Origin of the sequence: Actinopolymorpha sp. NPDC004070 (genome assembly GCF_040610475.1) — a bacterium.
In the GTDB taxonomy this organism is placed as follows: domain Bacteria; phylum Actinomycetota; class Actinomycetes; order Propionibacteriales; family Actinopolymorphaceae; genus Actinopolymorpha.
This window is the reverse complement of the sequence record NZ_JBEXMJ010000007.1, coordinates 32,658-45,454: the sequence shown is the minus strand read 5'-3', so window position 1 is coordinate 45,454 and position 12,797 is coordinate 32,658. Positions and strand designations below refer to the sequence as shown.

Below are 12,797 nucleotides of genomic sequence, written 5' to 3'. Positions count from 1 at the left end.
TTCCCACGTGCCGCCGAGCCTACCGTCAAAACTGACATGTTGATATTGACATGTCGAGACCGAATGGTCATAGTTCTGGTGGCACGACGGGGAAGCGGTACGACGGGGAAGCGCACGAGGAGGAAGCGATGCCCGGGACAGTGAGCGACGTCACGATCCGGCCCGCCCGGCCGGCCGACACCCGCTCGCTTTCCCGGGTACTCGCGCTCGCGTTCGCCGACGACCCGGTGACCAGCGCGATCCTGCCCGACCCGGCGGCCAGGCCCTGGCGGCTGCGGCGGATGTTCGCGACCATGGCCCGGCACTTCTACCTGCCGCACGCGAGCAGCGCCCTCGCCGACCGGGACGGAACGCCGGTGGGCGCTGCGCTGTGGACCCCGCCCGGGCACGCCGTGCCGCCCTGGCGCGCGGCCCTGTCGCTGCCCGGCCTGGCCTTGGCGACCGGGCGGCGCCTCGGTGCGGCAGCGAGGATCGCCGCGGCGCTGGAACGCAGCCATCCGTCCCAGCCGCACTGGTACCTCGCCTTCGTCGGAGTGAGCCCGCACGTCCAGGGCACCGGCGTCGGCGAACGCCTGCTCCAGGACCACCTCGCCGACTGCGACCGGGACGGCCTGCCGGCCTACCTGGAAGCGAGCCGGCCGGAACTCACCGCGTACTACGAACGATTCGGGTTCGCCGTCACCGCCGAGATCCCGCTGCCGGGCGGACCGCCGGTGTGGGGCATGTGGCGGGAGCCTCTGACACCGACACGGGGGAACGACATGCCAGCGCTCCACACCACGAACGCATCCGAGACCACCGAAGCCCGGCCCGCGCACATGCTGGGCCACCTCGCGCCCGTCCCGGACGAGATCACCGCGGCGGACCTCCCGGTGACCGGCACGCTGCCGCCGGAGCTGTCCGGCCAGTACCTGCGCAACGGCCCGAATCCCCTGCCTGGACAGCGAACCCCGCACTGGTTCACCGGCTCCGGCATGCTGCACGGCGTCCGCATCCGCGACGGCCGGGCCGAGTGGTACCGCAACCGCTGGGTGCGCACCCGGCTGCTGGAGGGTGCGAATCCCTACGGCCCCCACGGCACCCGTGACCTCGCCGCGACCGTCGCCAACACGCACATCGTCGAGCACGGCGGACGGCTGCTCGCCCTGTGCGAAGGGGGTCTGCCGTACGAGGTGACGCCCGACCTGGACACGGTCGGCCCGTGCGACTTCGGCGGCCGGCTGACCACCGCGATGACCGCGCACCCCAAGACCGACCCGGTGACCGGCGAGCTGTTCTTCTTCGGCTACAGCGTGACTCACCGGCCGTACGTCACCTACCACCGGATGTCCGCGGACGGGCAGTTGCAGGACAGCGTTGCGATCGACGTGCCCGGCCCGACGATGATGCACGACTTCGCGATCACCGCGCACCACGTCGTCTGGCTGGACCTGCCGCTCACGTTCCACCCGGAGCTGGGCGGCAAGGGGATGCCGTTCCAGTGGGACGACGATTACGGCGCCCGGCTCGGCGTGATGCGCCGCGACGGAACCGGCGGCGTGCGGTGGTTCGACGTCGAGCCCTGCTACGTCTTCCACGTCGGCAACGCCCACGAGCAGGCCGACGGGCGGATCGTGCTGGACGTCGTTCGCTACAGCCGGAGCGCGTGGGACTCCAGCTGGGCCCGGATCGGGGGCGACGCGAAGGCCGACGGCGCCGGCCGGGGCCTGCCGGGAGGTCCTGCCGGGATGGCGAACGCGGTCGCCGAGACCGGCGTGAGCGCCTTGTACCGTTGGGTTCTCGACCCTCGGGACGGCTCGGTGAGCGAGCAGCCGCTGGACGACCTGGGGGTGGAGTTCCCCACCCACGACGAGACCCGCACCGGGCTGGGCAGCCGCTACCTCTACACCGTCGGCACGGTCGGCACCGACGAGGACGGCGCGCACACCGGACGTCCTGGGTCCGGCGCGATCGTGAAGTACGACGTGGAGTCCGGAAACAGGCAGTACCACGACCTCGGCCCGGAAATCGTGCCCGGCGAGGCGATCTTCGTTCCTGCCGAGGGCGTACGCCGGGAGGACGACGGCTGGCTGCTCACGGTCGTCACCGACAAGGCCGGCAGCGGCTCGGACCTGTTGGTACTGGACGCGAGCGACGTGACCGGTCCGCCGGTCGCCACGGTCCACCTGCCCCGCCGGGTGCCCGCGGGGTTCCACGGAAGCTGGATTCCCGACCACCACGACAACGACGCAGACCACACCGACGAGAAGGGCTTCCGCGCATGACCGCGCCGGACCACAACGACACCGACACCACCGCCAGCACGGCCCGCCCCGACAGCACCGCCGGCACCTCCGACGCCGGCGCTCTCGCCGCTCAGGCCGGTGGGCGGGCGCAGTTCCGCGAGATCCTGCTGGGCATGGTGTGGGACGTCGTCCCCTCGATCGCCGCCTACTACGCCTGCCGGGCCCTGGGCGCCAGTCCGTACGTCTCGCTGCTCGCCGGCACCCTGGTCGCGGGAGTCCGGGTGGCCTACGTCGCAATCAGGGCCCGCACGTTCGACGCGTTCGCGGCCTTCATGGTGGCGATCTTCGGCTTCGGCCTGGTGATGTCATTGGTCACCGGCGACGCGCGCTTCCTGCTGGTGAAGGAGTCCTTCGGCACCGGCGCCGCCGGACTGGCCTTCCTGGGCAGCTGTTTCGTCGGCCGGCCGCTGATCTTCTACGCGGCGCGCAGGTTCTCCGCGCGCACCGTAGCCGCCCGGGCCGGCTGGGAGGAGATGTGGCACTCCTCCCCTGGTTTCCGGCGTACGTTCTTCGTACTGTCGGCGGGGTGGGGCGCCGGCCTGCTGGTGGAGGCGGCGGTGCGGGTGGTGCTCGTCTATCTGCTGCCGGTGGACGTGATGGCCGGGCTGTCGTCGGTACTCGGCATCGCGGGCTTCGTCGTCCTGCTGACGTGGAACATGTGGTACATCAGGCGGGTGCGTGCCCGGCGTGCGGCCGGCCTGGGCGCGCAGCCCCGGCCCTCGACCGCGGACACTCACGACGGCAGCGCCGCACAGGGCGCCACCACCTGAGGTTCGGTGCCGTCCGACGGGCGCACCTGCCCGTCGGACGGTCGTTCCTCAGACGCCGACGTGGTGGTCGAGGGCGCGGGTGATCCTCGCCAGCGTGCGCTCGCGGCCCAGCAGCGTGAGCGACTCGAACAGCGGGGGCGACACTCTGCTCCCGGTCACCGCGACGCGCACCGGACCGAACGCCCGCTTGGGCCGGCGGCCGAGCTCGTCGACCAGGGTGCGCCGCAGGGCGCGTTCGATCGCCTCGTCGGTCCAGTCCGGCAACGCCCGCAGCGCCGCCTCGGCGGCCTCCAGCACCGCCTTGGCGTCCTCGGTGAGGATCCGGGCGGCCTCCTCCGGATCGACGTCGAAGACGTGCTCGGGCACCAGCAGGAACGCCAGCATGTCGGCCGCCTCGGTGAGGTGGACGAGGCGTTCCTGGATCAGCGGGGCGGCGGCCGCGACGGTGCGGGTCTGCCCCGGCGCCGGCGGATCGCTCACCAGGCCGGCCCGGGTGAGGAACGGCATGGTCCGCCCGACGAACTCCTCCGGGGAAAGCGCGCGGATCTTGTCGCCGTTGATGGCGTCCAGCTTGCGCGGGTCGAGCCGGCCGGCGGTCGCGCCGACGCGTTCGAGGTCGAACGACTCGACCAGCGAGTCCAGCGTCAGCTCCTCCCGGTCACCACCCGGCGACCAGCCCAGCAGCGCGAGGTAGTTGACCACCGCCTCCGGGAGGTAGCCGTGGTCGCGGTACCACGAGATGCCCGCCGCCCGGTGCCACGACGACAGCGGCGAGCCGTCCGCAGCCAGGATGTCCGGGGTGTGGGTGTAGACGGGCAGGTCGTCCTCGGCCACCCCCATCGCTGCGAGGATGGCGATCTGGCGGGGCGTGGAGGCCAGCAGGTCGTCACCGCGGACGATGTGGGTGATCTTCATCAGGGCGTCGTCCACCGACACCGCGAGGTTGTAGAGCGGATACCCGTCGGAACGCTGCACCACGAAGTCGGGCACGTTCGCGTGGTCGAAGACGATCTCGCCGCGGATGGTGTCGCGGACGACCGTGGAGCCCTCCGGCATCCGGAAACGGACCACCGGCCGCCTGCCCTCGCGGCGGTAGGCGGTGACCTGCGCGGTGGTGAGCTCGCGACAGTGGCCGGCATATCCCGACGGGAGACCCTGGGTGCGTTGCTCGTCCCGCTCGCCGTCGAGCTCCTCCTGGGAGCAGTAGCAGTGGTACGCCGTACCGTCGGCGAGGAACTTGTCGACCCACTCGCGGTACAGCCCCAGCCGCTCGCTCTGGCGGTACGGCCCGAACTCCCCGCCGACGTCGGGCCCCTCGTCCCAGTCCAGGCCCAGCCAGGCCAGTGCGCCCATCGTCGCGGCCACCGCGTCCGGTGACACCCGGGACCGGTCGGTGTCCTCGATCCGGACCACGAAGCTTCCGCCGCAGTGGCGCGCCCAGGCCCAGGAGTACAACGCCGTCCGGACGGCACCAACGTGGAGGTCACCGCTCGGTGACGGCGCGAACCTGGTTCGGGTACGGGCCGAGCCCCTACTTGAACCCTCCCTAGCCATGCCCGATCACCCGGTTGGTGAGGGTGCCGAGGCCTTCCACGGTCACCGACACCTCCTCACCCACGCGCATGGGGCCAACCCCCGCGGGCGTACCGGTGAGGATGACGTCGCCCGGCAGCAGCGTCATGAAGCTGCTGACATAGGAGATCAGCGAGGGGATGTCGTGGATCATCTGGGACGTACGACCGGACTGGCGTACCTCCCCGGCCACTGTCGTGGTCAGCGCGAGGTCGGACACGTCCAGGCTGGTCTCGATCCACGGGCCGAGCGGGCAGAACGTGTCGAATCCCTTGGCCCGCGCCCACTGTTTGTCCGACCGCTGCAGGTCACGGGCGGTGACGTCGTTGCCGATGGTGTAGCCGAAGACCACCTCGGCGGCGCGCTCGACCGGCACGTGCCGGCAGATCCGGCCGATCACCGCGGCCAGCTCGCCTTCGTACTGCAGGTCGCTGGTCTGCGGTGGATGGACAATGCCGTCGCCGGGCCCGATCACCGAAGTGTTCGGCTTGAGGAAGACCAGCGGCTCCTCCGGCACCTCGTTGCCCAGCTCGGCGGCGTGCTCGGCGTAGTTGCGGCCGATGCCGATCACCTTGCTGCGGGGAATGACCGGGGCGAGCAGTCGCACGTCGGCGAGCGGCAGGCGTTCGCCGGTCAACTGCACCTGGCGGTAGAGCGGATCTCCGTCGAGGACGGCGAGGACCTCAGCGCCTGGTTCACCTTCCACCGCGGCGTACCTGGGGTCGTCGCCGGCACTAAAGCGGGCGATGCGCAAGGGGCTCTGGCCTCCATCTGTCGAACCTACCGGCGTGCGCAGCCTACCGGGCGTGGGCGAGAGACGCCGGTCGGTGTGGGTCGGGCGGTCGCCGGCCGCGGGTACCGTGGCTCCCGTGAGTGCACCCAGTCCCACCCGCCCGGGCGCCCCCGCGGGTCCGGTCCCGGCGGGCCCGGCGGTCCCCGACGGCAGGGTGCTCTCCGAGCAGGAGTGGCCGGCGCGCCGGGACGCCCACGAAACCCGGGTGGACGCCTGGCTTCGCCCCCACCTCCACCGCCGCGGGGAACGCCGTGCGCACCCGGTCGAGGACTTCCTGTTCACCTACTACTCCCACCGGCCCGCCCGGCTGCGCCGCTGGCATCCCGGCGCCGGGGTGGTGCTGGCCGGCGACGCGGCCCGGGCGGCGTACGGCGACAGCCGCGACTACACCACCGTGCCGGGCGGCGTGACGGTCGACCCGGCGGCGCTCGCGGCCCGCGTCGGCACGGTTCGCTGGATCCGCGACCTGCTGGCCGCCACCCGTGCGCGGCCCGCGTTCCTCGGCTGCTTCGGCCTGCACGAGTGGGCGATGGTCTACCGGCAGCCCCCGGAGGAGGTCCGGCACGCCGGGTGGCCGCTGCGCCTGGGTGCCGACGGCACCGACCAGGTGGTGGAGTCGCACCGGATCCGCTGCTCGCACTTCGACGCGTACCGCTTCTTCACCGGGCCGGCGCGGCCCCGCAACACCCTGAGCCCGGCCCGGGAGACCCAGCGCGACCTCGAACAGCCCGGCTGCCTGCACGCCAACATGGACCTCTACAAGTGGGCGTACAAGCTGTCACCGCACCTGCGCTCGGAGCTCGTCGCGGACTGTTTCGAGCTGGCTCGGGAGATCCGCGAGCTGGACATGCGGGCCTCGCCGTACGACCTGTCCGCGCTGGGCTACCGGCCGGTCCCGATCGAGACCCCGGAGGGCCGGGCGGAGTATGCCGCCGCCCAGCGCGGCTTCGCCGAGCGTGCCGGGATCCTGCGCGACGAGCTGGTCCGGGCCTGCGACGACCTCCTCGCGCTCGCCGGACAGGACGCTTCCTAGGAGACGTGCGGCTCGACCCCGGCCCGCACCAGGGCGTAGGTCACGCCGTCCACCAGCGCCTCCCACGACGCCTCGATGATGTTGTGCCCGACCCCGACGGTCTCCCACGACTCCTCGCCGTCGGACAGCTGGATCAGAACTCTGATCACCGCGTCCGTCCCGTGGCCGGCGTCGAGGATGCGGACGCGGTAGTCGATCAGGTCGAGCTTCTCCACCACCGGGTGCGCCTGCCCGATCGCTCCGCGCAGGGCGGCGTCCAGCGCGTTGACCGGGCCGTTGCCCTCGCCGGTGACGATCGTGCGTTCGCCGCCGGCCCGCAGCTTCACCGTCGCCTCCGACAGTGCCTCCTCCCCCGGCCGGGAGTCGGTGAGCACCCGCCAGGACTCCACCTCGAAGAACGTCGGGCGTACGCCATCGACCTCCTCCATCAACAGCAGCTCGAACGACGCGTCGGCCGCCTCGAAGGTGTAGCCGCGTGCCTCCATCGCCTTCACCCGGTCGGTGATGCGGGTCACCAGCTCACGGTCACCGGCGAGGTCGTAGCCCAGCTCGCGGCCCTTCAGCTCGATGCTCGCCCGGCCGGCCATGTCCGACACCAGCAGCCGCATGTCGTTGCCGACGTCGGCGGGATCGGCGTGCTGGTAGAGGTTCGGGTCCACCTTGATCGCGCTGGCGTGCAGGCCCGCCTTGTGGGCGAAGGCAGACGCGCCGACGTAGGGCTGACGGGAGTACGGCGGGATGTTGGTGAGCTCGGCGACCGCATGGGCGATCCGGGTCGCCTCCGCCAGCGCGTCCGTGGGCACCAGACTCATGCCCCGCTTGAGCTGGAGGTTGGCGACGATCGTCACCAGGTCGGCGTTGCCGGTGCGCTCCCCGTAGCCGTTGAGCGTTCCCTGCACGTGGGTGGCCCCGGCGTCGACCGCGGCGATCGTGTTGGCGACCGCACAGCCCGCGTCGTTGTGGCAGTGGATGCCCACCCTGGCACCGGTGCCGGCGAGCACGTTCGCCACCACCTCGCCCACCTGGTCCGGAAGCATGCCGCCGTTGGTGTCGCACAGCGCAACGACGTCCGCACCGGCCTCCGCGGCCACGCGCACCACCTCCAGCGCGTACGCCGGGTTGTCGCGGTAACCGTCGAAGAAGTGCTCTGCGTCGAGGAAGACGCGCTGACCGCCGGCCCGCAGGAACTCCACGGTGTCGCGGACCATGGCGAGGTTCTCCGCCAGCGTGGTGCGCAGCGCGTGCTCGACGTGCCGGTCGTGGCTCTTGGCCACCAGCGTGACCACACCCGCGCCGGAGTCGCGCAGCGCGCGGACCAGCGGGTCGTCGGCGGCCGCCACCCCGGCGCGGCGGGTGGCGCCGAACGCCGCGAGCGTGGCCCGGCCCAGGCGCAACTCCTCCCCCGCCCGGCGGAAGAACTCCGTGTCCTTCGGGTTGGCGCCGGGCCACCCGCCCTCGATGTAGCCGACCCCGAGCTCGTCGAGGTGGCGGGCAATCGCCAGCTTGTCCTCGACCGAAAGACTGAGGCCCTCTTGCTGGGCCCCGTCGCGCAGCGTCGTGTCGTACACGTGGAAGTCGCTCATCGGGGGACGCTCCTTGCGAACCGGAAAATCGAAGTCAGGTCGGGGGTTCGGTTGAGAGTTCTGGTGTGGGTCCTGCTGGGGTTCTGTGTGGCCGGAGCTCGGTCGAGGGGTGGGACCGGGCCGGACAAACAAAAAACCTCTCGCGGGGTGCGAGAGGTCTGCGCGCGGGACGGGGTGGTGTCCGGCGCGCCTAGGTAATGATCACGGTGTAGGAGGCGACCATGCGGGTCAGTGTGGCACATCGACGTACGTCCGGTCACGTGACCCACCGTTCCCGGCCGGTTCCGGGCCGTCCGGCGAGCGGCCGCCCGTGTCCGGAATGCCGGCCTGGTCACGTGGATACCGGTTGAGCGGCCGTCCGGCGTTGGCTATGGTCTGGTCCGTGGGCAGCTGAGTGGAACTCATCGAATCCTGTGCCGCGTGGTGATCCACCCGCGGCTCCCTTCGAGTTCCCGGGATCTCATGCCTGCCTCCACCGCTTCCCTCGTTCCTTCTGCTGTTTCGTCCGGCGCGCCCACCGGTGCGCCCGTCCTCACCGCCTCCGGCCTGACGAAGACCTACGACGGTGAGCCCTTGTTCACCGACGTGAGTCTGGTCGCCAACGCGGGCGAACGTATCGGCCTGGTAGGCGAGAACGGCGCCGGCAAGTCCACCTTGCTCCGCATCCTCGCCGGCCGGGACCACGCCGACCGCGGATCGGTGCGGTACGGCCCTCACGACCGGGTCGGATATCTCGACGCCCAGGTCGCCGACACCACCACCACGATCGGGGCGTTCCTGGACGCCGGTCTGGGCGAGATCGCCGAACTCGCGGCCCGGATGCGGGTCCTGGAAGCGGCGATGTCGTCCGGTGGCGGTGAGGACGGGCTCGCCGACGAGGACGTGCTCGCCGAGTACGCCGCCGCCCAGGACCGGTTCGCCCTGCTGGGTGGCTGGCAGGCGCAGGCACGGGCGGACGAGGTACGCCACCGGCTGGGTGTCGCCGACCTCGACCTGGACCGCAGCCTGGGCGACGTCAGCGGCGGCGAACAGGCCCGGGTCCTGCTCGCCCGGCTGTTGCTGGAGGAACCCGCCATCCTGCTGCTGGACGAACCCACCAACCACCTCGACGCCACCGGCCTCGCCTGGCTGGGCGAGTACCTCACCGGCTACCGCGGCGTGGTCGTCGTCGTCACCCACGACCGGGCGTTCCTCGACCGTCTGGTGCACCGCATCGTCGAACTCGACGTGCTCACCGACCGGGCGGAGTTCTACGTCGGCGGCTACACCGCCTACCGCGAGGAGAAGCGGCGGCGGCGCGCCCGGCTGCTGGCCGACCTGGAGGCGCAGGAGAAGTTCCGCCGCCGGTTGGCAGAGGACATCGAACGCACTGCCAACCAGGCCTTGCGTACCGAACTCGGCACCCACAACGACAAGGCCCGCCGCTACGCCAAGAAGGTCGCCCGCAAGGCGAAGGCACGCGAGCGCAGGTTGATGCGGGAGATGACCTCCGCACGCTGGCTGGAGCGCCCGGAGGAACGACCGCCGCTGGTGCTGGGCCTGGCCGGCCAGGCGTCACCGGACGAGGTCATGGTGAAGGTCGCCGAGCTGGTCACCGACCGGGGCAACGGCCCACTGTGGCAGGCGTTCTCGGCGTCCGTACGAGGTGGCGAGCGGGTCCTCGTCTCCGGGGAGAACGGCACCGGCAAGTCCACCTTGCTCTCGTTGCTGAGCGGTGAGCTCGCCCCGGCCGGCGGTGCGGTGCGGCTCGCCCACACCCCCGGCGTCCTCCCGCAGGTGCATGACAACCTCCCGTTGACACTGCCGGTGCTGGACTATCTGCGCCGGCAGGTGCCGATCTACGAGGAGGACGCCGAACGCCTGCTGGACTCCTACCTCTTCGACGCCGACCAGATCCGGCGACCGCTGGGCACGATGTCGGCCGGTGAGATCCGCCGGGTGCTGCTGGCCTGCCTGGTGAACGGGGAGTCGGACCTGCTCCTGCTGGACGAGCCGACGAACTACCTCGACTTCGAGTCGCTGGACGTGCTGGACGAGGCCCTCGCCGGTTACGGCGGAACGGTGCTGGCGGTCAGCCACGACGAACGCTTCGCCGAGAGCTTCCGGCCCACCCAGCGCTGGCGGTTGCACCGGCAGCCGGACGGTCCGGCGTACTGGCAGGTGACGTCGCAGAGCTGACACCGCGCCGCGCGAGCAGGTCACCGAGCGCGGTGCGCCGGTGCAGGACGGAACGCCCGGCGCGCACGGTGGTGATCAGGCCGGCCCCGCGCAGTGCCGCGGTGTGGGCGGAGGCGGTGGCGTTGCTGACTCCGAGCAGCCGGGCGAGGCCACTGGTGGTGTGCTCGTCGGCCAGCAGGATCAGCAGCTCCAGGCGGGTCCGTCCGAGCACCTCGGCCAGTCCGGCGCCGGGCTCACCAGTCGAGAGCGGTGTCCCCGGGCCGGCGGGGTAGGCGACGACGACCGGCAGGTCCGGCAGCGCCGGCAGGTCGCAGACCAGCGGGTGCCCGGTCCAGTGGAACGTCGGCGCCAGCACCAGGCCGCGGCCGGCCACGTCGACGTCTCGTTCGAACGGCGCGCCGAGCTCCCACACCTGGCCACTCAGGCGCGCACCGGCCACCAGTCCGCGGAGCGCGGCACCGATGCCGAGTTCGGCGACGGTCACCGCGTGCCGGGTGAACTCCGCATGGTGCAGGTCCTGCACCACGTCCCACACCGGCCGGACGGCGGCCTCGAACGCCGCGCGCTGCCCGCGGCGCAGCACCTGCCAGGCGTCGGTATCCCCTCGGTGCAGCCCGCGGATCCAGGCCGGCACGGGCGTCGTCGAGGGGGCACCCGCGTACACGCGTTCGAGCTCGGTGCGGACGAGCTCCGGCCGCCACGTCCGCGGCCGGTCCAGCGCCGCCGGCAACGAGTCGTCGTACACGTCGAGGAATCCCGGCGCCACCCCGACCGGCACCAGGTCGGCGAGCGGACGCACGGCCGCGGGCAGGGAACGCGCCAGCCGCCGTCGCCAGCCGCCGAACAACAGCCCGTCGCCGGGCCTTCCCATCATCAGCAAGGCGGTGTTCAGCTCGAGCATCGGTGCCGGGCGGGCCGCGAACCGCACCCCGGCCAGGTCCTCGGCGGTGAGCCGGATTCGGATCATCGTTCCCCCCGGTTGTGCGAGCCACAGGCCGACCTTCGTGTCCAGCCTTGAGGGCCAGATCGAAACCATGGTGTCGGTTCCGGGCGCGGGACACCATGCGGTTCATGTCCCACGTACGCACACATCCCGACGGTCCCCGGCCCGCTCGCCCGTCCCGGCGGGCGGTCACCGCCTCCGCCGTCCTCGGCGCCTTCCTGGTCGCGTCGGGTGCGGACGTCGCGGCCGCCCGCACCGCCTCGGCCGACCTACGCCTGCGCCTGCCGGCACCGACCGGACCGCACCCGGTCGGGCTCACCACCTGGTACCTCGTCGACCGCTCCCGGCGTGATCCGTGGGACGGCGCCATCCCGGTGCGCGAACTCGTGGCGACGGTCTTCTATCCCGCGCGCGGCGTCCGGCGTCACCCGCCCGCTCCGCAGCTGGGCCCGGCCACGGCAGCGGTGTTCGGTGCACTGGCTCCCTACCAGCATCCGGGGCTGCCGCCGGCCGGGGTGGACTGGGCGGCCACCATGACGCACGCCCACCAGGACGCGCCGGCCTCCCCCGTACGCCGGCCGGTGCTGCTCTACAGTCCGGGTGGCGGCGACCCGCGCGGGTTCGGCACCGGGCTTGCCCAGGACCTCGCCGGCCACGGGTTCGTGGTGGTGGCGGTCGACCATCCCGGCGACGCGCTGGTGGTGGAGTTTCCCGCCACGACCGACTTCCGTGACGACGTGGTCCGCACCACGGCGTTCCGCCAGGATCCCCGCGCCGACCCGGCGACGTTCGCCACCATGATCCGAACCCGCATCGCGGACCTGCGGTTCGTGCTCGACCAGGTGGAGTTCCTGGCCGCGGGCGGCAACCCGGACGCCGCCGGACGCCCGCTTCCGGAGGGGCTCGCCCGCGCCGTCGACCCGCGCCGGGTCGGCGTGTACGGACACTCGGCGGGCGGCACCGCCGCGGCCCAGACGACGTACGACGATCGAAGGGTCGGCGCTGCGGTCGACCTGGAGGGCTACCTGGACCATCCGGGCGCCCGGCCCGGCGAGACGGGGCCGTTGTTCCCGGTCGCGGAGTACGGCGTCAACCGGCCGTTGCTCCTGTGGGGAACCGACGGCTTTCCCGACCGGGCGGGGATGGAGCGTTCCTGGCAGGCGTTGCTCGCGCACCCGGGCGGGTGGACGAGTCGGCTGGAGCTACGCGACGCGGCGCACTGGGTGTTCACCGACTTCGCCGCGTTCGCACCCCAACTGCAGCAGGCGGGGCTGATGAGCGCGGCCGCCCGCACCGACCTGGTCGGCGCGATCGAGCCGGCCAGGTCGGTGCCGGCCGTGCGGACCGGCGTACGGGAGTTCTTCGCCCGTCACCTGTGCGCGTAGCGGCGTACTCGGAGGAGCGAGAGCAGGCGGACGGCGCGCCACCGAGCCGGAGCAGGATGGTGCGCGGTGGGCCGCGCCTGTCCGCGCTGCCGCGGGATGCGGACAGCTGGGTGGAGCGGAGCGCAGGGCCGTGGCTTGCGGGCGAGCCGGGCCAACTGCCGGGCCGCGACCTCGCGGTGCAGGTCCGCGATCCGTTCGTGGGCAAGGTCGTTGAGCATCAGGTTGTGCATGAGCATGGGTTCACCGGGCCTTCGG

The 12,797-nt window shown here is 72.1% G+C and carries 10 protein-coding genes; 5 read left to right on the top strand and 5 right to left on the bottom strand.

What is annotated here, in order from left to right; all coding sequences use genetic code 11:
* Positions 1 to 128: 128 nt before the first annotated feature.
* Together ABZV93_RS14270 and ABZV93_RS14265 are read left to right on the top strand one after the other, a co-directional pair.
* Positions 129 to 2,264: a GNAT family N-acetyltransferase gene (locus tag ABZV93_RS14270; protein ID WP_354934956.1), complete on the top strand. Its 2,136-nt coding sequence runs from the start codon at positions 129 to 131 to the stop codon at positions 2,262 to 2,264.
* Positions 2,261 to 3,055: a VC0807 family protein gene (locus tag ABZV93_RS14265; RefSeq protein ID WP_354934953.1), complete on the top strand. Its 795-nt coding sequence runs from the start codon at positions 2,261 to 2,263 to the stop codon at positions 3,053 to 3,055. The genes ABZV93_RS14270 and ABZV93_RS14265 overlap by 4 nt, the downstream gene beginning before the upstream one ends.
* Positions 3,056 to 3,103: 48 nt before the next feature.
* On the opposite strand, the gene gltX is transcribed toward ABZV93_RS14265, so the two are convergent.
* Together gltX and ABZV93_RS14255 are read right to left on the bottom strand one after the other, a co-directional pair.
* Positions 3,104 to 4,609, bottom strand: coding sequence for a glutamate--tRNA ligase (gene gltX / locus ABZV93_RS14260; protein ID WP_354934950.1), 1,506 nt, complete (start codon positions 4,607 to 4,609; stop codon positions 3,104 to 3,106).
* A complete protein-coding gene (locus tag ABZV93_RS14255) occupies positions 4,602 to 5,381 on the bottom strand; it encodes a fumarylacetoacetate hydrolase family protein (RefSeq protein WP_354934948.1) in 780 nt (259 codons plus the stop codon). The genes gltX and ABZV93_RS14255 overlap by 8 nt, the downstream gene beginning before the upstream one ends.
* A gap of 115 nt (positions 5,382 to 5,496) precedes the next feature.
* Between ABZV93_RS14255 and ABZV93_RS14250 the strand changes: the two genes are divergently transcribed.
* Positions 5,497 to 6,453: a 3-methyladenine DNA glycosylase gene (locus ABZV93_RS14250; protein ID WP_354934946.1), complete on the top strand. Its 957-nt coding sequence runs from the start codon at positions 5,497 to 5,499 to the stop codon at positions 6,451 to 6,453.
* Here ABZV93_RS14250 and cimA read toward each other — a convergent pair.
* Complete coding sequence (cimA, locus tag ABZV93_RS14245) at positions 6,450 to 8,036, bottom strand: citramalate synthase (protein WP_354934944.1); 1,587 nt, start codon at positions 8,034 to 8,036, stop codon at positions 6,450 to 6,452. The two genes, ABZV93_RS14250 and cimA, sit on opposite strands and share 4 nt — an antisense overlap.
* Positions 8,037 to 8,498: 462 nt before the next feature.
* On the opposite strand from cimA, the gene ABZV93_RS14240 reads away from it, so the two are divergent.
* On the top strand, positions 8,499 to 10,214 hold the full coding sequence (locus ABZV93_RS14240) for an ABC-F family ATP-binding cassette domain-containing protein (protein ID WP_354934941.1): 1,716 nt from the start codon (positions 8,499 to 8,501) through the stop codon (positions 10,212 to 10,214).
* On the opposite strand, the gene ABZV93_RS14235 is transcribed toward ABZV93_RS14240, so the two are convergent.
* Positions 10,108 to 11,181, bottom strand: coding sequence for a winged helix-turn-helix domain-containing protein (locus tag ABZV93_RS14235; protein ID WP_354934939.1), 1,074 nt, complete (start codon positions 11,179 to 11,181; stop codon positions 10,108 to 10,110). The two genes, ABZV93_RS14240 and ABZV93_RS14235, sit on opposite strands and share 107 nt — an antisense overlap.
* A gap of 104 nt (positions 11,182 to 11,285) precedes the next feature.
* On the opposite strand from ABZV93_RS14235, the gene ABZV93_RS14230 reads away from it, so the two are divergent.
* Positions 11,286 to 12,542 carry an alpha/beta hydrolase gene (locus ABZV93_RS14230; RefSeq protein WP_354934936.1) on the top strand — a complete coding sequence of 419 codons (1,257 nt, stop codon included), beginning with the start codon at positions 11,286 to 11,288 and terminating at the stop codon, positions 12,540 to 12,542.
* On the opposite strand, the gene ABZV93_RS14225 is transcribed toward ABZV93_RS14230, so the two are convergent.
* Positions 12,527 to 12,778, bottom strand: coding sequence for a hypothetical protein (locus ABZV93_RS14225; protein WP_354934933.1), 252 nt, complete (start codon positions 12,776 to 12,778; stop codon positions 12,527 to 12,529). The genes ABZV93_RS14230 and ABZV93_RS14225 overlap by 16 nt on opposite strands.
* Between the last annotated feature and the right edge of the window lie 19 nt (positions 12,779 to 12,797).